The 17,103-nt window shown below is 44.6% G+C and carries 18 protein-coding genes and 1 riboswitch; of the genes, 11 read left to right on the top strand and 7 right to left on the bottom strand.

Features of this window, described 5'->3' with window-relative positions:
* Positions 1–518: 518 nt before the first annotated feature.
* The 7 genes from I8U17_RS13845 to I8U17_RS13875 all read left to right on the top strand — a co-directional run bounded on the left by I8U17_RS13845 (position 519) and on the right by I8U17_RS13875 (position 7,979).
* Positions 519–1,889, top strand: coding sequence for an MFS transporter (locus I8U17_RS13845; RefSeq protein ID WP_255518266.1), 1,371 nt, complete (start codon positions 519–521; stop codon positions 1,887–1,889).
* A 144-nt stretch (positions 1,890–2,033) separates the two neighbouring features.
* Positions 2,034–3,491 carry a flavin monoamine oxidase family protein gene (locus tag I8U17_RS13850; RefSeq protein WP_198059574.1) on the top strand — a complete coding sequence of 486 codons (1,458 nt, stop codon included), beginning with the start codon at positions 2,034–2,036 and terminating at the stop codon, positions 3,489–3,491.
* A gap of 123 nt (positions 3,492–3,614) precedes the next feature.
* A complete protein-coding gene (locus I8U17_RS13855) occupies positions 3,615–4,085 on the top strand; it encodes a DUF6022 family protein (protein ID WP_198059575.1) in 471 nt (156 codons plus the stop codon).
* Positions 4,086–4,506: 421 nt separating this feature from the next.
* Positions 4,507–4,812 carry a DUF4870 domain-containing protein gene (locus I8U17_RS13860; protein WP_198054872.1) on the top strand — a complete coding sequence of 102 codons (306 nt, stop codon included), beginning with the start codon at positions 4,507–4,509 and terminating at the stop codon, positions 4,810–4,812.
* 78 nt (positions 4,813–4,890) lie between these two features.
* Positions 4,891–4,998, top strand: a riboswitch (TPP riboswitch).
* Positions 4,999–5,136: 138 nt separating this feature from the next.
* Positions 5,137–5,715: an ECF transporter S component gene (locus I8U17_RS13865; RefSeq protein WP_198059576.1), complete on the top strand. Its 579-nt coding sequence runs from the start codon at positions 5,137–5,139 to the stop codon at positions 5,713–5,715.
* Positions 5,716–5,728: 13 nt separating this feature from the next.
* On the top strand, positions 5,729–7,189 hold the full coding sequence (locus I8U17_RS13870) for an ABC transporter ATP-binding protein (protein WP_198059577.1): 1,461 nt from the start codon (positions 5,729–5,731) through the stop codon (positions 7,187–7,189).
* Positions 7,179–7,979, top strand: a complete 801-nt coding sequence (locus I8U17_RS13875; protein ID WP_198054869.1) for an energy-coupling factor transporter transmembrane component T family protein — start codon at positions 7,179–7,181, stop codon at positions 7,977–7,979. Before I8U17_RS13870 ends, I8U17_RS13875 begins: the two co-directional genes overlap by 11 nt.
* Before the next feature lie 185 nt (positions 7,980–8,164).
* On the opposite strand, the gene I8U17_RS13880 is transcribed toward I8U17_RS13875, so the two are convergent.
* The 3 genes from I8U17_RS13880 to I8U17_RS13890 form a co-directional block, all read right to left on the bottom strand.
* Positions 8,165–8,419: a hypothetical protein gene (locus I8U17_RS13880; RefSeq protein ID WP_198054868.1), complete on the bottom strand. Its 255-nt coding sequence runs from the start codon at positions 8,417–8,419 to the stop codon at positions 8,165–8,167.
* Between the two features lie 106 nt (positions 8,420–8,525).
* Positions 8,526–9,008 (bottom strand): DUF2975 domain-containing protein, encoded by a 483-nt coding sequence (locus tag I8U17_RS13885; protein WP_198059578.1) that lies wholly within the window; start codon positions 9,006–9,008, stop codon positions 8,526–8,528.
* Positions 9,009–9,213: 205 nt separating this feature from the next.
* Complete coding sequence (locus tag I8U17_RS13890; protein WP_232331106.1) at positions 9,214–9,657, bottom strand: NUDIX hydrolase; 444 nt, start codon at positions 9,655–9,657, stop codon at positions 9,214–9,216.
* Positions 9,658–9,840: 183 nt separating this feature from the next.
* On the opposite strand from I8U17_RS13890, the gene I8U17_RS13895 reads away from it, so the two are divergent.
* Positions 9,841–10,665 (top strand): MerR family transcriptional regulator, encoded by an 825-nt coding sequence (locus I8U17_RS13895; protein WP_198059580.1) that lies wholly within the window; start codon positions 9,841–9,843, stop codon positions 10,663–10,665.
* Positions 10,666–10,765: 100 nt separating this feature from the next.
* Positions 10,766–12,535 (top strand): CocE/NonD family hydrolase, encoded by a 1,770-nt coding sequence (locus I8U17_RS13900; protein WP_198059581.1) that lies wholly within the window; start codon positions 10,766–10,768, stop codon positions 12,533–12,535.
* A 229-nt stretch (positions 12,536–12,764) separates the two neighbouring features.
* Here I8U17_RS13900 and I8U17_RS13905 read toward each other — a convergent pair whose 3' ends face one another.
* From I8U17_RS13905 to I8U17_RS13915, 3 genes are read right to left on the bottom strand one after another with little or no spacing between them, the layout of a single operon-like run.
* The gene (locus I8U17_RS13905; RefSeq protein ID WP_081944044.1) at positions 12,765–13,289 is read right to left on the bottom strand and encodes an ABC-2 family transporter protein; all 525 of its coding nucleotides are present in this window, start codon (positions 13,287–13,289) and stop codon (positions 12,765–12,767) included.
* Positions 13,271–13,747, bottom strand: coding sequence for a hypothetical protein (locus I8U17_RS13910; RefSeq protein WP_198059582.1), 477 nt, complete (start codon positions 13,745–13,747; stop codon positions 13,271–13,273). Before I8U17_RS13910 ends, I8U17_RS13905 begins: the two co-directional genes overlap by 19 nt.
* 5 nt (positions 13,748–13,752) lie before the next feature.
* A complete protein-coding gene (locus I8U17_RS13915) occupies positions 13,753–14,742 on the bottom strand; it encodes an ABC transporter ATP-binding protein (protein ID WP_198059583.1) in 990 nt (329 codons plus the stop codon).
* Positions 14,743–14,983: 241 nt separating this feature from the next.
* Between I8U17_RS13915 and I8U17_RS13920 the strand changes: the two genes are divergently transcribed.
* Both I8U17_RS13920 and I8U17_RS13925 read left to right on the top strand, forming a co-directional pair.
* Positions 14,984–15,175 carry a hypothetical protein gene (locus tag I8U17_RS13920; RefSeq protein ID WP_198056571.1) on the top strand — a complete coding sequence of 64 codons (192 nt, stop codon included), beginning with the start codon at positions 14,984–14,986 and terminating at the stop codon, positions 15,173–15,175.
* 485 nt (positions 15,176–15,660) lie between these two features.
* Complete coding sequence (locus tag I8U17_RS13925; protein ID WP_198056570.1) at positions 15,661–16,284, top strand: DUF2238 domain-containing protein; 624 nt, start codon at positions 15,661–15,663, stop codon at positions 16,282–16,284.
* A 39-nt stretch (positions 16,285–16,323) separates the two neighbouring features.
* Here I8U17_RS13925 and I8U17_RS13930 read toward each other — a convergent pair whose 3' ends face one another.
* Positions 16,324–17,088 (bottom strand): class I SAM-dependent methyltransferase, encoded by a 765-nt coding sequence (locus I8U17_RS13930; RefSeq protein ID WP_198059584.1) that lies wholly within the window; start codon positions 17,086–17,088, stop codon positions 16,324–16,326.
* Positions 17,089–17,103 lie beyond the last annotated feature (15 nt).

The following is a 17,103-nucleotide window of genomic DNA, read 5'->3' on the forward strand; positions in this document are numbered from 1 at the left end:
GGTTTTCGGCCGTGATCAGAAAGCGCTTTCATGACTCTTGAGCTAAGATGCAAAATCACTGAATCTAAGCTGATCCGCTGTAGAGCCATTGTAAAACCCGCATCGTTTGGCAATACATTCCGAACAGGGGTTTTACCATGGCTCACTTCTTTTTACGGGCCCATGATTTGACCGATTCTATTGTATAAATTGTCGGGTATTCATTTTTTGTTTTCATACAATTTACAGATTGATTTGTATTTTTGCTGCCTGTATTCTATGTTAAAAGAATATTTGAATAACGTCAAATAATCAATCCTGTGAAGGAGGTATGAATCTTACGGAAATATCATGAAGGTTGCGTTTTCGTCCTGACCCGGCAAAGTCACATCCTTTTGTCATCGGACAGATGCTGGTGATGAATCATCAGTTTTTACTGACAAAGAAAAATGTAAACGCTTTCTCTCTGGTTTATCACGAATTCATCCCTTCTCAACGGGGAGAGGGATCGTGAAATCTCCAATGAAAGGATGAAGGCAATGTCAACGTCTTTAGTCGATGATGCTCCCCTGACATCATTTCATAAAAGGTTAACCCTTTATACCACCGGAGGCCCGTTTTTGGATGGTTATATTTTAAGTATTATCGGAGTTGCTTTGATGCAACTTGGCCCGCAGTTTCATTTAACTGCTTTTTGGTCCGGACTCATTGGAACATCCACCTTGGTCGGTCTTTTCTTGGGCGGATTGATTTTTGGCTATGTAACGGATTTGGTTGGTCGCCATGTGATGTACACGATCGATTTGGCGGTTATTTTAATTTTTTCCATATGGCAAGCATTTGCGGACAGCCCTTTGGAACTGGCCATTCTCCGATTTATCCTTGGCGTCGCGGTAGGAGCGGATTATCCAATTGCTACATCGTTGTTGGCCGAATTTGCTCCACGGAAACATCGTGGAATGATGTTGGGAATTTTACAGGCCATGTGGTATTTTGGAGCTTTGGTCGCTTATCTCGTCGGTTACTTATTATTGGCGACAGGACCGGATGCCTGGCGCTGGATGTTGGCAAGCAGTGCGATTCCGGCATTTGCTCTCATCTTTATGCGTTGGGGTACTCCTGAATCTCCGCGATGGCTTATCAAGAAAAATCGGATCGATGAGGCACGCGAGGTTGTTAAAAAGGTGTACGGACCGGATGCGGATATCACGGATCTGGAATCACAAACGAAAAAATGGGGATTTAGAGCATTGTTTCAACGGGAGTATTTAAAACGAACGCTCTATGTCGGGTTGTTTTGGATGCTTCTGATTACACCGTCGTTTGCGTTATCCACATTCGGGCCGGAAATCTTGCAGGTTTTGAATATGAAACAACAAGGGGCACCTTTCATTGGAACAGCCGTTATCAGCTTGTTTTTTCTCCTTGGTGATATTCCGGCGTTATGGTTAATCAATAAACTGGGCCGGCGTCGTCTCGTGATCTGGAGTTTTGCCATCATGACATTGGGACTGCTTATTATTGGTGTACTTCCGGATGCTTCAGCATGGATTATTTTTACAGGGTTTGTTATATATGCATTTTTTTCCGGCGGGCCAAGCATATTAACCTGGATTTATCCAAACGAACTTTTCCCAACCGAAGTCCGGGCTTCAGCCGTCGGTGTCGCAACGGCAATCAGTCGTATCGGATCATTTATTGGAACCTTTCTTGTGCCGTTTGGCATTGTTTCCATAGGTATTGGTCCAATGGTACTGATCGGTGCCGGTTTAACGTTTTTGGGGTTCCTGATCTCAGTCGCATGGGCTCCTGAAACAACTGGCCAAACACTTGATGAAGCAAGTTCAGCGGAAAATCCAAATTCCTTATCCCAAAAAGAGAGAGTTTTAAGCGGCAATCAGACCAAATAGTTAATCGGAAGGGCGTTGGCAGGGAAATAGAATGGAACAATCCGTTTGACCACATCCAGACGGCTTTTTTTGACCATATTTTCCTCCGAAAACCATAAACATTAATGAAGCCTTCTTCTTAAGCGGAAGAAAAGGAGGGAGAGGATGGTCGCTCTAAATCCGGATCAGATGCTTTCCATCGTTCGCAGTGGTTTGGGTCGAACTGAAAAACGGAAAAAGGTTTTGATTGTCGGCGCCGGCATGGCAGGGTTGGTAGCCGGTCTCTTGCTGAGGGAAGCAGGGCATCTGGTAAAGATTCTGGAAGCTTCGGAGAAGGTAGGTGGAAGGGTTCTCACATTTCGTTCTCCGTTTACCCCCGGTTTGTATTTTAATGCCGGGGCGATGCGGATTCCCAGTACGCATCGCCTCATTTTTGAATATATACGGAGATTTAATCTGTCTGTAATTCCGTTCATTAATTCGACTCCGGAAGACTGGATCTACGTAAACGGCGTTCAGATTCGACGCAGGCAGTATCAAGAAAATCCGGATCTCCTCGGAATCCCGGTGGCCCCGAAAGAGCGGGGGAAAACCGCCGAGCAATTGGTAAGAGGAATTTTGCGCTCCGTTGAGTCGGTTTTACGGCGGTCTCCTCAAAAAGACGGGCGGAATATAACCAAACAAATGGGAATGTTTCCATTCGATACATTTTTGAAGATAAACCCTTATGGGATCACATTGTCTTCCGAAGCCGTCGAAATGATCCGAATCATTTTGGATGTGCAGGGTTTGTCTGAGCACTCTTTTCTGGATGTTATCCGGATTTTGAATGATTTTTTGGATCCCCGTATCCGGTATTTGCATATTGAAGGCGGAATGGATCGACTTCCTTATATGTTTTATCAACAGTTGAAGAACCACATTCATTTTCATCGGAAAATGACCCGGATTGTGTATAGTGAGAACAAGATCACCATCCATACCCAACATACAAAAACGTTTAAACCATCCAAATACACAGCCGATTATGCGATCATCGCGATCCCGTTTTCTACGCTGCGCATGGTGGAGGTCGAACCTTTTCACGCTTTTTCATACTTCAAAAGGAAGGCGATTCGCGAATTACACTATGCTCCGGCGACCAAGATCGGAATCGAATTTCAATCCCGTTTCTGGGAATATGAAGGGATATGCGGTGGGCAAACCATTACGGATCTTCCGATTCGTTTCACATATTATCCAAGTGACAGAATGGGACATTCGGAACCGGGTGTCTTATTGTCCAGCTATACATGGGAAGATGATACGTTGGTGTGGGACAGTTTGCCTGAAGAGGAGAGAATAAGCCAAACGCTGGAAAATTTGTCGGTTATTCATGGGAATCTGGTTTACCAGGAGTTTGTAACGGGTATATCCAAAAGTTGGACTCAGGATCCCTATCTCGCCGGTGGATTTGTTCTCTTTAAACCGGGGCAGGAATCCGAGATCGAGCCATATATCTCCTCGCCGGAAGGAAGAGTGCATTTCGCGGGTGAGCACACTTCCGGGACGCGCGCCTGGATCGAAGGGGCGATTGAATCAGGAGTCAGGGCCGCTTATGAAGTTCATCACGCGAGGGAGTAAAGGCGATGGAGAGCTTTGCCTATTGACAGAGTGACAATGACAACTCGTTGGTTCGGAACGAAGTCATTTAAATTAAATTCGGGATGGAACAATGATATGATAGAAAAAAAGGGGAGGTTTGAAATGGAAGAGATCGCTTTAACTTTTAAACCAACCATGTCCATTGAGGAAATTGGCGGCGTCATTGAGGGCTATGTGACCGTTCGGTGGAAGAAAGTACTCGAGGAAAATTACGATGTGTTTTTGCAGTCCTTTGAAAAAATAGGGGAACCCACATACGGCCTTTATGTCAAAAAACTGATGACCCCGGTGTTTGAAAAATTGCAAAAATCGGGTTTTGTGGTCAAAGGACCCCTCAATCTGCATGATTCCCTGGAAGAATGGGGGACGATGGAAAAACGCGAGCGCATGCTTTGGAGTGTTGTCAAGGATCAGCATCAAGCCCCGATCGGCACTTTTATCCTCGATCTGTTTCACAACCATACCCAATTTGAGATTCCATCCATGCCACGAATTTTGGTTACGGAAGAAACCGGCAGGGAAAAGATTATTGAAGTGATACGGAAGATGAAAGAAAAGAGGCAAGGAGACTGACTTTGGTTGAACTTGAACATGTGTGAAAAGACAGCGGCAGAAACTGTGTGATTATAGCGGTTTTTGCCGCCGTTTTTGTTTTTATGTATGATGCTGCCCCTGAACGGGAAGGCGATCCGAAATGGTGGAGAAATATTCGATGGAATCGGCTTTTTTCATTGCATTGACCTTTGTTGCGGTTTATCATGAAGAGGGCTTGAACAGGAAAATCAGGGAAATCTTACATTTTGGAATGAGGAGTTTTCCGGTTACTCCGTAAACGTATATCTTAATACCAAGTTGTCGACGCGCCTCCCGGCATCAGGATTCAAGCTGGAAGGCGAACAAGCACAGATTGCCGGTACAGCTGAAAGATTCTGCTGTTTACTGATCCGAAACAGGGGAATATAGTAAAAGAAATTAATAAAAGGAGAAATGCTCTTTGAAAGCAGGATTAAAAATTTTGATCCATGCGAGTACTTGGTTTGCTCCGGTTCTTGTGCCGATTATTACCTGGCTTGTGGTCAAGGAACATGAGATTCGCAAACTTTCCTTGCAGGCGCTCGTGTTTCACATTGCTATGGTGGTGCTGATCGGACTTTCTGCTGTCTTATCCTTCCTTTTGATCGGGATTCCATTTTTGATCATTTTTGGCTTGATGGCCCTGATTGCCCCGATCATTGGAATTATTCGGGCTCTTACTGATGAACGGTTTGATTATCCGATTGCCAAATGGTTTATCCGCTAGTTTTTGCCAATTATATTGACAAATGTTTGCCCCGTGTTAAGATAAATGTCGAAAAAACTTCTGCAACTGAATAATTGACCAATCCACTGGGGGAGCCTTGTTGGAGGCTGAGATTAAAGCGTGACTTTAAGACCCTTGGAACCTGATCTGGTTAAGACCAGCGTAGGGAAGTGGAGTATTGGTACGGTATGCCTTTGGACTGATACGACCGCTTTCTCCGCTGTGGGAAGCGGTCTTTTTATTATCTGTCCAGGCTGGACCCGTGCCCCCCGGGAGTCAATGACGTTCATGGGTGCAGGACGATTGGAAAGGAGTAAGAACAGCATGAAAAAAGGTCTGAAATTGACCGATATTTTGGTCACAATCGTGATTTCCATTGTATTCGGCATCATCTACAAGGTTTGGGGTCCGTTGTATTATGCCATTAAACCGTTTGGCCTCCATCTGGATCAGTTTATTTACGGGATGTGGTTCATCGCTGCAAACGTGGCCTATCTCATCATCCGCAAGCCCGGTGTGGCGCTGTTGGCTGAAATTGCGGCTTCCTCCGGAGAATTTATCATGGGGTCCGAGTGGGGGCTGGAAGTGCTTCTGTACGGGGTGGTTCAAGGATTGTTTGCTGAGTTGGTTTTTGCCGCATTCCGATACAAGCGGTTTGGTTTGATCGTGCTCTCCTTGGCAGCAGCAGCCGCTGCGGTGGGTTCGCTGATCTTGGATCAGTACAAAGGATACATCGGGGATTTGGCCTTATGGAATCTGGTTCTGTATATCGTGGTTCGCCTGATCGGGGCGATTGTCATTTCGGGCGTATTTGGCCATTATCTGGTGAAAGCGCTCGAAGCGACGGGAGTGACCAACCTGGTCCGGCCGGCCTCGCAAAAAGATTATGATGCATTGCAATAGAGGAGGGATTCCCATGAATCCGGCGGCACAGGTGGAACGGTTGCGCTTGAAGTTCCCGGGAAGCGAATCCCTTTTGTTCAAGGATGTGTCCGTTTCATTTCAACAGGGGGAAAAAGTTCTTCTGCTCGGACCGTCCGGGTGTGGCAAATCGACATTGCTCCAGGTTTTATGCGGACTGATCCCCCATTCGATCGAAGTTCCGATGAAGGCGGACAAAGTGGTGATACCCCGTTCATGGGGGTATGTTTTTCAGGATCCGGATTCGCAATTTTGCATGCCCTATGCGGATGAAGAAATCGCCTTTGTTTTGGAAAACCTGCAAGTGCCCAGGAAGGAGATGCAGGAAAAAATACAAAAACTGCTGCAAGCGGTCGGTTTGGAGTTCTCCGATCCGCATGTCCCGATTCAAACTTTGTCCGGGGGAATGAAACAACGGCTGGCTCTTGCTTCCGCACTGGCTTTGGAGCCGGATGTGCTGTTTCTGGACGAGCCGACAGCGATGCTGGATCCCGCTGGCACAAAAGAGATTTGGAAGTTGGTGAAAAAGGTCGGGCACGAGAAAACGTTGATCATTGTGGAGCACAAAATCGACCACGTCCTCGATTTTGTCGGGCGCATCTGCTTGTTTGACGACAAGGGCAACATCATCGCTGACGGGCCGAAAGAACATATCTTTTCTCAGTATCGTGATACGCTTGAAAAAGACGGGATCTGGTATCCCGGTGTATGGGAAACGTATTTGCGGGATCATCAGGATCAGTTTCAATCGCCTTATCCCGCTGCTCGCGAAGTGCTGAAACTGGAGAATTTCAGAGGTTACCGGAAAAGAGAAGCCAAAATTGAAATCAGTCAAGCGCACGTGAACCAAGGCGAATGGATTGCCATCACGGGTAAAAACGGTGCGGGAAAAAGCACATTCTTGCAGGCGCTCATGCAATTGCTCAAGACATCGGGAACCTGCCATCTGAATGGGCGGCCGGTCGCAAAAATCAAAAATCTCACGGATCTGTTGACATTTGTTTTCCAAAATCCTGAGTTTCAATTTGTGACCCATTCCGTTTATGACGAGATTGCCTATTCGCTGCGCCTGAAACGGATGTCTGAAGAAGAGATCCGTGAAAAAGTGGAGGAAATGTTGCGGTTGTTTCATCTGAAGGGACAGGAAATGCAGCATCCTTATCAGCTGTCAATGGGGCAAAAAAGAAGATTGAGCGTCGCCGCGTCCATCGTCAATAAACAACCTGTTTTGCTTTTGGATGAACCGACGTTTGGCCAGGATGCAAAAAATACCTTTCGGTTGCTGGAACTCCTGGAGCATTACCGGAAGCAGGGGACGGCCATTTTGATGGTCACGCATGATGAGCGGATCGCCAGACAGATTGCGACGAGAAGATGGGTGATCGAAGACGGCAGGTTGGTGAAAGATATTGTGAATTCCCCCTGGAGTTTGGAGGCGGTCGATCATGCCGTTTGAGTTGGAAGTAAAAGAGACATGGCTGCACAAAGCCAATCCCAGCGTGAAGCTTGTTACGATGCTGGTCTTGTTTGTGGTCGTGTTGCTGACTCACGATCTCAACTTTTTGATCAACGGAACCATTGCCGCTTTTGTATTGTTCGCCTTTTTTACCGGACATAAGGTCAAGCGGTTGCTGCTGTTCATACTTCCCTTTCTGCTCATCTTTCTTTCCACCTCAACCTCGATGATTTTTTTCGGTGATGGTAAGACGACCTGGTTTGCATGGGGATGGATTCACATCACGAAAGAGAGCTTCTACCGCGGATTGCACCTGGGGTTTCGGGCATTGGATTTTGCCTTTCTCGGGTTGGTTTTTTCCCTGACGACCCGACCGGTCTTTTTGTTTTACTCCCTGATGCAACAGCTCCGTTTAAAACCGAAATACGCCTACAGTTTCATGGCCGGCGTCCGTTTGATTCCGATCATGATGGAAGAACTCCAGACAATTGGCCAGGCCATGGCTGTCAGGGGAATGGTGCGGGAAAAGGGATTGGCTTCTTTTTTTCGCAAACTGAAAGCCTACTCCATTCCGCTCCTGTCGCAAAGCATCCGCCGGGCTCACCGGATTGCGGTCTCCATGGAGGCAAAAAGATTTTCCGAAAGCGGAGAACGGACTTATTATTATGAGCTGGGGTTTTCCCGGTTTGATTTGTTGCTGGTTGCCTACTTTTCTGTTTCTCTCCTGCTCGGCGACTATTTGGCGCACATCTTTCCCTATTTCTCCGTGACAGATGTGCGCGGATCTTGAGCAGAAAGGGATTTTATGTGGAATCCGATTTTTTCATGTGATTAATTTCTATAATACAAATTGGTTTGCAGAACAAACGAAATGGCAGTCAGAGAAACATCAGCATATAACGGGTTCTTAAGACTTGGCTCAACCCGTGATCAGGATCTTTTGTTAGGGGCAGAAGGAGCATCCATTCTAAGGGATTAAAATGAGACGGATGCTCCTTCTGCTTTGATCGGTCGATGACTTTGATTCCATACCGGTTTCTTCCCCAAAGCGTTTATCCCGATGAAGAGGTTCGGTGTCAGTACCGCGTGTATCAAAATGTCCAATTCGACATCTTTGAGGGCGTTCTTTTTTACTATCCAAAGGACGACAACTGGTCGAACGGGGGAGGGGCGTTGCCCATATTCATAAACCCAAAAAATACGAATAAATGAACCAAGCGCCAGAAACAAAAATGTTCCCCCGGAACAGTTAAAGCTGCCCTTTTTTTGAGGCAGCTCTTTTTCTTTTCCGGCTTTAACAAGTGCTTCATTTATTAAATGTTCTCAAACCGTTTCATCATTTTTTTGACTTAAAAGCCAGGACATTTTTTAACGGCTTTTGAAGTGCATCCACAATGGCTGCGATGATACTTGTTGCTAAAATTCCCATCAGACTTATTGATATGGGACCTGCTGCGTCGTCTCCTGTGGTTTTGGCAAGCACCATTAAGCTTACTATTCCCAACAGAATGAAAAAAATGACTGTAAAAGCACATTTTTTTATAACATTCAAAGATTGAAGGGATGATTCAGAGAAGGCATTGTTTTTTTCGATATTAGTCAGTAGTTTAAATGCTTGATACAACGCAACAGAAAAAGCAATACAGAATCCGTATGCACATATTAAAAAGGGGATCAGAAAATAAGCCGTATCCGGATGTACCTTTGCATCTTTAATGGCCATCTCAGGCAACCAATAGATACTTAAAGCAAGGATTGCAATTCCAATCAGAAAAATCATTACCTTTAAGAAAGTGGTTGAACCATGTTTAACAATCATTTAAAGCACCTCACTGATTTAATAACAAAATTACTTTAACACACAATTTATCGTTTTACAATAAACTAATATCGTTTTTCGTTATATTATTATTGTTACAGCTTGTCGACCTGTCGGCGATCACAGACATTGTCGACAAGCTGGCCAAGGACTGTTCGGATAAGTTCTATTTCACTGGGGAATTTACTCCTTCAAGATCATCGGATTAACTCCCGCTGAATGCAGATGTTTTGGTGATAAATTCGTACAATCTGTCAGCCAATCTACGCATGGGCATTTGATTCAGCGGCAACCATGCATAATCCGTTACTTCTTCTTCCTGCAACGTGACTTTTTCAGCAGAAACCAAACGGAAAGCAAATCGGAAATCCGCATGCCAGTGTTCCGGTTCCCCCTTTCGCGGGTTAGCCGGAATCAGATGCAAGTCGATATCCATCGGCACGTTTTCCGGAAGGATCAGTTTTAGACAGTCGGATGGGATTCCCGTTTCTTCCCTTGCCTCTCGCAAACTTGCAGCGACAAGAGTTGAATCTGCATTCTCGCAATGGCCTCCGGGTAGCAGCCAGGTGTTCAATATTTTGTGTTTGATGTGTAGTACCCTGTTGTCATCGTTGATGATCACAGCACTTGTTGTTACATGACCAGGCAAATTGGTACGTTGGGTTATACTATCAGAAGTCTTGATGGCTTCTCGCAGGGGTTGCAGAGATTGTAAATCGGAGCGAGGGAATTTTTCTGCTGTTTTGAATTTGGGCAGGCTCTATGACATTTTATCGCTTGACTTTCCCCTTGTATGGAAGGTTTATAATTCGAGTGCAGAAGGAGTGATCCCATGTTTAAAATCAGCGAATTCTCAAAGTTAAGCCAAGTGCCTGCCAAAACATTACGGTTTTATGATCAAATTGAACTTCTGAAGCCTGCCTATACTGATCCACAAAGCGGTTACCGTTACTACAACAGCGAACAGCTTCTTGATCTGCATCGGATTCTTGCGTTTAAGGACCTTGGTTTTACGCTTGAACAAATCAAACAGCTTCTCAATGATAAAGTATCTACTGTGGAAATTCGAGGAATGCTTCGACTTAAGCAGGCGGAACTGCACTCGCTGATTCAGTCGGAAATGGAGCGTTTAAGACGTATAGAGGTGAGATTGGAACAAATTGAACGGCAAAGTGACGGGCTTTCTCATTATGAGGTTGTGGTTAAGAAGGTTGAGCCCTTATTGGTTGCAACGCTTAAAGAGACCACAAGCAGAGCAAGTATTCCCGGGTTATTCGAAGAAATCGATGAATATTTAAAATGGAATGGGATACCGATTCCTGTAACCCATATAGTGATGTGGCATGGTTGTCCGGAATGTGAAAGTAACATCGATTTGGAAATAGCTTGTCCAATTCCGCGCAAGCTTCAGGACACTGCCCGTTTTCGGACGGTGGAATTGCCGGAATTGACCGTTGCGTCGGTTACCCATATAAGCCGTCCGGATGTGGATACGCCGGTAAGCATCGATCTGGGATCTTGGATTGAGAAGAATGGCTACCGGATCAGCCCGGAAATGCCAAGCAGGGAAGTTTATTTATCACCTCAAGAAAGTAACAAATTGCAATATGTGACAGAGAGTCAGATGCCCATTTTGGGAGCGGGTTTCATGCGATGAACCGGATGACAACAGGTGCTGATGATGACCTTTTTTGGTTGCTTCTGTGCCGCCTGCTATTCAAAAAACTTTAATCATCGTGGAACAAGGAGTGTTTGATATGTCGGATTCTTTGGAAAAACAGATGATTGCAGAATTTAATGTTCCTGTTGAAATGAGAGATGGGATCGTGTTGCGCGCTAATATTTATCGGCCCAATCAGGAAGGAAAATGGCCCGTTTTGCTCCATCGCCATCCTTATAATAAAGATAATCCCCCTGTTTCTTTTGGATTATATGATATTTCTCGTGCAGTCCGGCAGGGATATGTGGTCATCGTTCAAGATACAAGGGGAAGATTCGCTTCCGAAGGAGAATGGGAGCTTATTTCGACGAGCAGACATGAAGCTTCTGATACATATGAGACCATCCAGTGGGCAAGCACGCTTCCTTATAGCAGTGGTGAAGTCGGTTTGTTTGGTGAATCTTATTCCGCATTCGTTCAGTGGGCAGGCATGCTGCAAAATCCACAGGAACTCAAAGCAGCAACCCCTTCTTTTTCCTGGAGCGATCCCTTTGACGGATTAATGTACCGGGGAGGAGCGCTGGAACTCGGTTTTTTGGCCTATTGGCAATTGGGAATGTATCTGGACACACTCACAAGACTTTATTCGGATGAGCAAGAACGGGCTGCTGCTTTGGCGCAGTTAATTTCAGATATTGATCAACTAAAAAAGGCGATTAAAGCACTGCCATTGAAAAATTTTGCGCCTTTTGCCCGTAATAAAGTGGCTCCCCTAATTCTTGAACATTTTGAGCGCGGCATGGATCAAGCTTATGTGGATGCATTATCGTTGAAGGGGAAATATGACAAGATCACGGTTCCTGCACTTAACATTGCAGGCTGGTACGATATATTCTTGCAGGGAACCATTGAAAACTTTTTGCAAATGCGCAACAAAGGAGGCAGTCCGGAAGCCCGGCAGAGCAAATTGGTCATCGGTCCATGGATGCATTTGGATCACAGTCATCAAGCTGGTGACATAAATTTTGGATTGGCTGCCAATTCCTCTGTCGTGGATTTGGTCGGACTCCAATTGCGATGGTTTGATCATTTCTTGAAAGGAAAGGACAACGGTATTATCGGTGAAGCACCTGTCAAATTATTTGTGATGGGCGAGAATGTTTGGCGCGATGAGTATGAATGGCCGCTTGCCCGGACAATTTATACCCCGTACTACTTGCACAGCCAAGGGCATGCGAATACCCTTCAAGGTGATGGAGTTCTCAGTACAATCATGCCTGGTCAAAAGGCAGCCGATCATTATACATATGATCCCTTGAATCCGGTCATAACGAAAGGCGGATCCATCATGATGCCACCCGATTTCGGCAGCGGTGCATTCTCTCAAAGAGAGATTGAATCACGCGATGATGTATTGGTTTATACAACTCCTGTATTGGAAGAAGACATAGAGGTTACAGGTCCGGTTAAAGTGAAACTGTGGGCAAGCTCAAGTGCCTCAGATACAGACTTTGTCGCGCAATTGGTGGATGTTCATCCCGACGGATATGCACAAAATCTGACCGATGGAATTATACGTGCCCGTTATCGGAATGCTGCTAAAGGAGAGGCACCAAGCTTGATCGAGCCGGGAAAAGCTTACTTGTATGAAATCGATTTATGGTCAACAAGCAATCTATTCAAAAAAGGACATCGTATTCGCTTGGATATAACGAGCAGTAATTTTCCGCGGTGGGACCGAAATCCCAATACCGGCAAAAATTTCGGTGAGGATCAGGCTGAGGATGTGGTGATCGCCCGGCAAACCATCTTTCATGATGCAGAACATCCTTCTTCCATTATTCTGCCGATCATACCAAGAAGATAATGTATTGATCGTACTGTTAAATGATCTGGTACTGAGGGTTTTATCTGCAAAACAGTTAAAAACATAAACAAGTTTGCAATGCAAATAGAAAAATAACAAATGCGAAAACAGGAATGAAAACAAATTAAATTCATGCTAAAAATAACATTCAGATCCCTTTAGAGAAAACACCGATCTCTCCATGGAAAAGAACCAACTCAGGATTATGAGTCGGTTCTTTTCATCATCCCTACTTACGCATTCCCATCATATTTCCGGAACCATAACGTTTAAGCCCATGATAAAAGAGGGCAGTGCCACCGCAAACAAGGAGCGCGGTGACCCCGAGTGCAGCACCAAAAAACAACGGTTGCACTTCCCGAAGCAAGCCGAGCGGAAGGTAAGAGATGAATCCGGCAGGAAGGACTGTAAAAAGGAGAACTTTTGTCAGTCCGCGGAAAATGTCCGTCGGATAGGTGGCAAAAGTGACGATCAACTCTTGGCCGACCAGTCCTTCAACATTGCCGACATAAAAAGCGAGCGATTGGATACAGACAGAAAAGAAGACAAAGATCAACATGGAAAGCAGCAGGGCCCCCGCAAATTTGACAATCCCGATCCAAGTGTGTTGGCCGAAGAAGAGAAAGACGATCAGGGAAAAGATGAAGTCGCCCAGAGCGGAAACGGACATGCGGGAGATCAGGACATGCAGCAGGACGGGTTTGGGTTGAACCAGGTAGGTATCCAGCTGACCGGTTATGATGAGATTTCCGATGTTTTCCGCATTCCCGAAAAAAGCGTTGGCGAGTCCGAAACCGCCCGCAGTGACAGCAACAGATTAATGCCGAGACGGACGTACGCTTCCCCCATATAGGAGAAGTAATGGTAAAGGAGATAGCTCATCGGGCGGGTGAGCTGATAACCCACATCCCCTTTGATCACTTCTTCTTCAATTTTGACGGACAGGCGTGGCGATGACAAAATGATCGATTCGGCAAATATGAGATACCAGATCATTTGTTCGTAAGTGTATCCTGAGATGACCGGGGAGCCTTCACCCTGGTAAGTGATTCGCCAGAGTTGAACGAAAATGAACAGAATGACCAGCAAAAACCAGGAGCGAATGAAGAAAGAGCGGAGGTAGGCAAAGTTATTGCGGACCGTGATCGAACCGACGGCACCATATTTTTGCATTTTTTTGCGAAAGCGCAATCTGCTTATAACTGTCTCCATTTCATTCACCCTCCTTCCCGCTTTTCATAGATATGGGTAATGATTTCCTCCATCGAAGGATCTTCAATGGTAACGTCGGCCAGCCGATGATTTTGGATGATATGGGAGAGTACTTGTTCGATGGAAGTTTGAGAAGTGTCTACAGAGAGGCGAAGGCCGGTTCCTTTTTGCTTGACCAATACCACTCCGGAAAGATGGAAATGGGTTGGTGCTTCCTGCAATTTCAAGTGAATGGTCTTGTGCTTCAAAAAATGCCGCTTCAAATTGGAAACAGTGTCATCAAGGATGATTTGGCCGTGATTGATCACGATCGCCCGCTTGCAAAGTTGTTCAATATCGCCTGCATCATGGGAGGTAATAAACAGAGTTGTCCCTTCTTCCTGGTTCATCTCTTTGATCAGATCACGGATTTTTTGTTTAACAACCACGTCGAGGCCGATGGTCGGTTCATCCAGAAAAACGATCTTGGGGCGATGCAGCAAAGTGGCGGCAATTTCACAGCGCATCCGTTGACCAAGTGACAGTTTGCGAACGGGGATATCGAGAATTTTTCCCAAATCAAACCGTTCAATCAACTGATCCCGCCGTTTTTGATAATCGCCACGGGGAAGTTCATAGATCCGGCTCATCAGTTCAAAGGTGTCAAATGGTGGCAAATGGTACCACAGTTGCGATTTTTGTCCGAAAACAGAGCCGATGTGAAAGGCGAGCTTTTGCCGTTCCAGCCAGGGATTAAATCCCAGTACTTCGGCGCTTCCGCGGGTTGGATGCAAAATTCCGGTCAACATTTTGATCGTAGTCGATTTTCCTGCACCATTGGGGCCGAGAAATGCAAGAATTTCTCCTTGTTCCACCTGAAAATCAAGCGGGTGGACAGCGATTTGTTCGGAGAGAGAAGGATGGAACAAATTTTTTATTGATTGAAGCAAACCCGGTTTTTTGTGTTTGACAATAAAGGATTTTGACAGTCCTTCAACCCTGATGGCCTTCGTCATGGCGTCTTCCTCTCCTTTGGGAATCAAAAAATTTATGACTATTTTAAATGATTTGTTTTGCCATGTATAGTATTTCAGTTTAACTTTTGCTTCATGGGACGATAGGTAAGGGATACAAACGAAAGTTTGCAGTTTAGACGAAATTTATTAAAAAAATCTAAACAATCCGTATAGAAATTTCCTTTTTATTTTTAATATAATTTATTTATATCGAAACAAGAATTACAGGAGGAATGAATAGATGGCGAAACGAAAACCGCTTATGATGTTAAATTTTGAATTCAAGTCCCCGAAATCTCCAGAATACTTGAAAATTGGCGATCCGATTTTTGTTAATGGCAAACCGTATCAAATCAAAAATATGTTTCTCTATGCCGGTCAACGAAATTTTCGAACCGACTGGGGCTTGATCAGAGAAAAAGAGATTGTGTAACGCGAAAACGGATCAAAGTGTGATCCTGGCTGATTTTATTAAATCAATTATGCATTGGGGAGGAAGCGGGGAAGGGTTTTGAGTTGTTTCAGGATCCATCAATATCAACGACAGACAACAAATACGCCGAATCGCAGAAAAACTGGCTGGTTCGGCGTATTCGCCAATAAAGAAACATTGACCGGTTTTGTGGAATCAAGGAACAACGAAGAGAAAAGGGATTCTGACTGAATCTTCATCCGATCAGGGAAGGAACATGCTTATACCGGTTGTTGAGTTTGCGATCAAGAGGTTGCCGCGTGCAGTCTCTTTTTATTTTGGGGCTATCGCTTAGGAAGCGTTCTGTCAGGAATATGGCTTAAGATAATTGGTCATTTGTCTTGTTTTAGTGATTAAATATTTTTATTATTCGTATAATTTAAGTGATGTGTTCATAAGATTGAGGATAAGGTTTTACACAATTGCATAATTAAAGGAGGGATTAAGTGAAGATTCGGGATAAGCTTTGTCTCTTGATGCTGAGCCTGTGGATGGGGATTTTTATTTGGTCAGCCATCAATCCTTTAAATATAAAATTATGGATCTATGAAGTGAGCGGAGCTTTCTTGCTGGCAGCGGCCTTGTTAGTGACTTACCGCCGTTTTCGCTTAACGCCACTTGCATATGTCATTGTTTTTATCGCAATCACCATCATGCTGATTGGAGGACATTATACCTACGGTGAAGTTCCTTATTTTAATGAAATAAAGGAGGTTTTGTCTCTTAAAAGGAATAATTTCGATCGGTTTGGGCACTTTTTTCAGGGAATGGTTATCGCTGTGCTGTTTCGGGAATATCTGGTCCGTAAGGGCGTGATTCGCGATCGCAATCGGGAATCTTTTGTCATCTTTTGTATCAGCTTGGCTTTTAGCGCGGCTTATGAGTTGTTTGAATTTTTCTTCGCTATTCTGTGTCAGTTAAATATATCGAAATTTCTCGGCGAACAAGGGGATCGCTGGGATACCCATTGGGATATGGCCAGCGCTTTTTTGGGGGCGCTCATTTTTCTTCTCTTTCTCAGAAATTGTCACGATAAACAGATCAGAGCGCTGGAGAAGAACGGTATCTGAAAGCTTCAAGGCGGCCCTATCCGTTTGGCCGCCTTGAAGCTAGTAATCCTTATTCTTTATGGCGAAGATGCGTAACCGCTTATAATCAGCTACCCAAGTTCCTTTTTGATAGAGCTTGGAATGAAGATTATACTTAATTTTTTGATATATTTCTCTTCTTTCTGTAGTAGAAAACCCTTGAAAAAAACTATCTGTAAACATATCAAGCCAATGATCCAATCCATGTTCTCCGCCGGGTAATGGGGTTGGACGATCAAAATGAATGGCATTCAGGACACGGAACCCATTTTTTTCAAGTAGTGTGCAATATTCGCCGATACTAGGAAAATACCAAGGGTTTCGGCTTTCGATGTCTATTTGATATTCTTCTAACGTTTCTTTTATTGCCAGAAAAATCGACTCAACGTTCCCTTTACCACCGAACTCAGCTACCAAGCGACCGTGTGGCTTTAGATTAAACCAAATATTCTTAATCACCTTCGTTGGTTCTTTTATCCAATGAAGCATTGCATTGGAGAAAACAGCATCAAAAGTTTCCTTGGATTGAAACTGATAAGCATCTTGTACCTCAAAAGAAAGATGAGGATATTTTTCTCGGGCTTTGTTTATCATGTCTGGAGATGAATCAATTCCAAGAGTTTTAGCCCCTTCTTGGGCAATTTTATTGGTAAGATCTCCTGTTCCGCAACCTAAATCAAGAATAGTTTCATGGGGTTTAGGGGATAGTAGTTGAATAAGGTCTTCACCTAGTTTGGAAACGAAATAAACTTTTTCATCATAGAAGGTAGCATTCCATTCATTCATAAGGTTAAAATTCTC

The organism is Thermoactinomyces sp. CICC 10521 (assembly GCF_016055135.1).
Classification (GTDB): Bacteria; Bacillota; Bacilli; order Thermoactinomycetales; family Thermoactinomycetaceae; genus Thermoactinomyces_A; species Thermoactinomyces_A daqus.

What these genes read in the sequence shown, in the direction of transcription:
- I8U17_RS13845 (WP_255518266.1), top strand. Translation starts at nt 519, where the DNA reads ATGTCAACGTCTTTAGTCGATGATGCTCCCCTGACATCATTTCATAAA.
- I8U17_RS13850 (WP_198059574.1), top strand. Translation starts at nt 2,034, where the DNA reads ATGGTCGCTCTAAATCCGGATCAGATGCTTTCCATCGTTCGCAGTGGT.
- I8U17_RS13855 (WP_198059575.1), top strand. Translation starts at nt 3,615, where the DNA reads ATGGAAGAGATCGCTTTAACTTTTAAACCAACCATGTCCATTGAGGAA.
- I8U17_RS13865 (WP_198059576.1), top strand. Translation starts at nt 5,137, where the DNA reads ATGAAAAAAGGTCTGAAATTGACCGATATTTTGGTCACAATCGTGATT.
- I8U17_RS13870 (WP_198059577.1), top strand. Translation starts at nt 5,729, where the DNA reads ATGAATCCGGCGGCACAGGTGGAACGGTTGCGCTTGAAGTTCCCGGGA.
- I8U17_RS13875 (WP_198054869.1), top strand. Translation starts at nt 7,179, where the DNA reads ATGCCGTTTGAGTTGGAAGTAAAAGAGACATGGCTGCACAAAGCCAAT.
- I8U17_RS13885 (WP_198059578.1), bottom strand. Translation starts at nt 9,008, where the DNA reads ATGATTGTTAAACATGGTTCAACCACTTTCTTAAAGGTAATGATTTTT.
- I8U17_RS13895 (WP_198059580.1), top strand. Translation starts at nt 9,841, where the DNA reads ATGTTTAAAATCAGCGAATTCTCAAAGTTAAGCCAAGTGCCTGCCAAA.
- I8U17_RS13900 (WP_198059581.1), top strand. Translation starts at nt 10,766, where the DNA reads ATGTCGGATTCTTTGGAAAAACAGATGATTGCAGAATTTAATGTTCCT.
- I8U17_RS13910 (WP_198059582.1), bottom strand. Translation starts at nt 13,747, where the DNA reads ATGGAGACAGTTATAAGCAGATTGCGCTTTCGCAAAAAAATGCAAAAA.
- I8U17_RS13915 (WP_198059583.1), bottom strand. Translation starts at nt 14,742, where the DNA reads ATGACGAAGGCCATCAGGGTTGAAGGACTGTCAAAATCCTTTATTGTC.
- I8U17_RS13920 (WP_198056571.1), top strand. Translation starts at nt 14,984, where the DNA reads ATGGCGAAACGAAAACCGCTTATGATGTTAAATTTTGAATTCAAGTCC.
- I8U17_RS13930 (WP_198059584.1), bottom strand. Translation starts at nt 17,088, where the DNA reads ATGAATGAATGGAATGCTACCTTCTATGATGAAAAAGTTTATTTCGTT.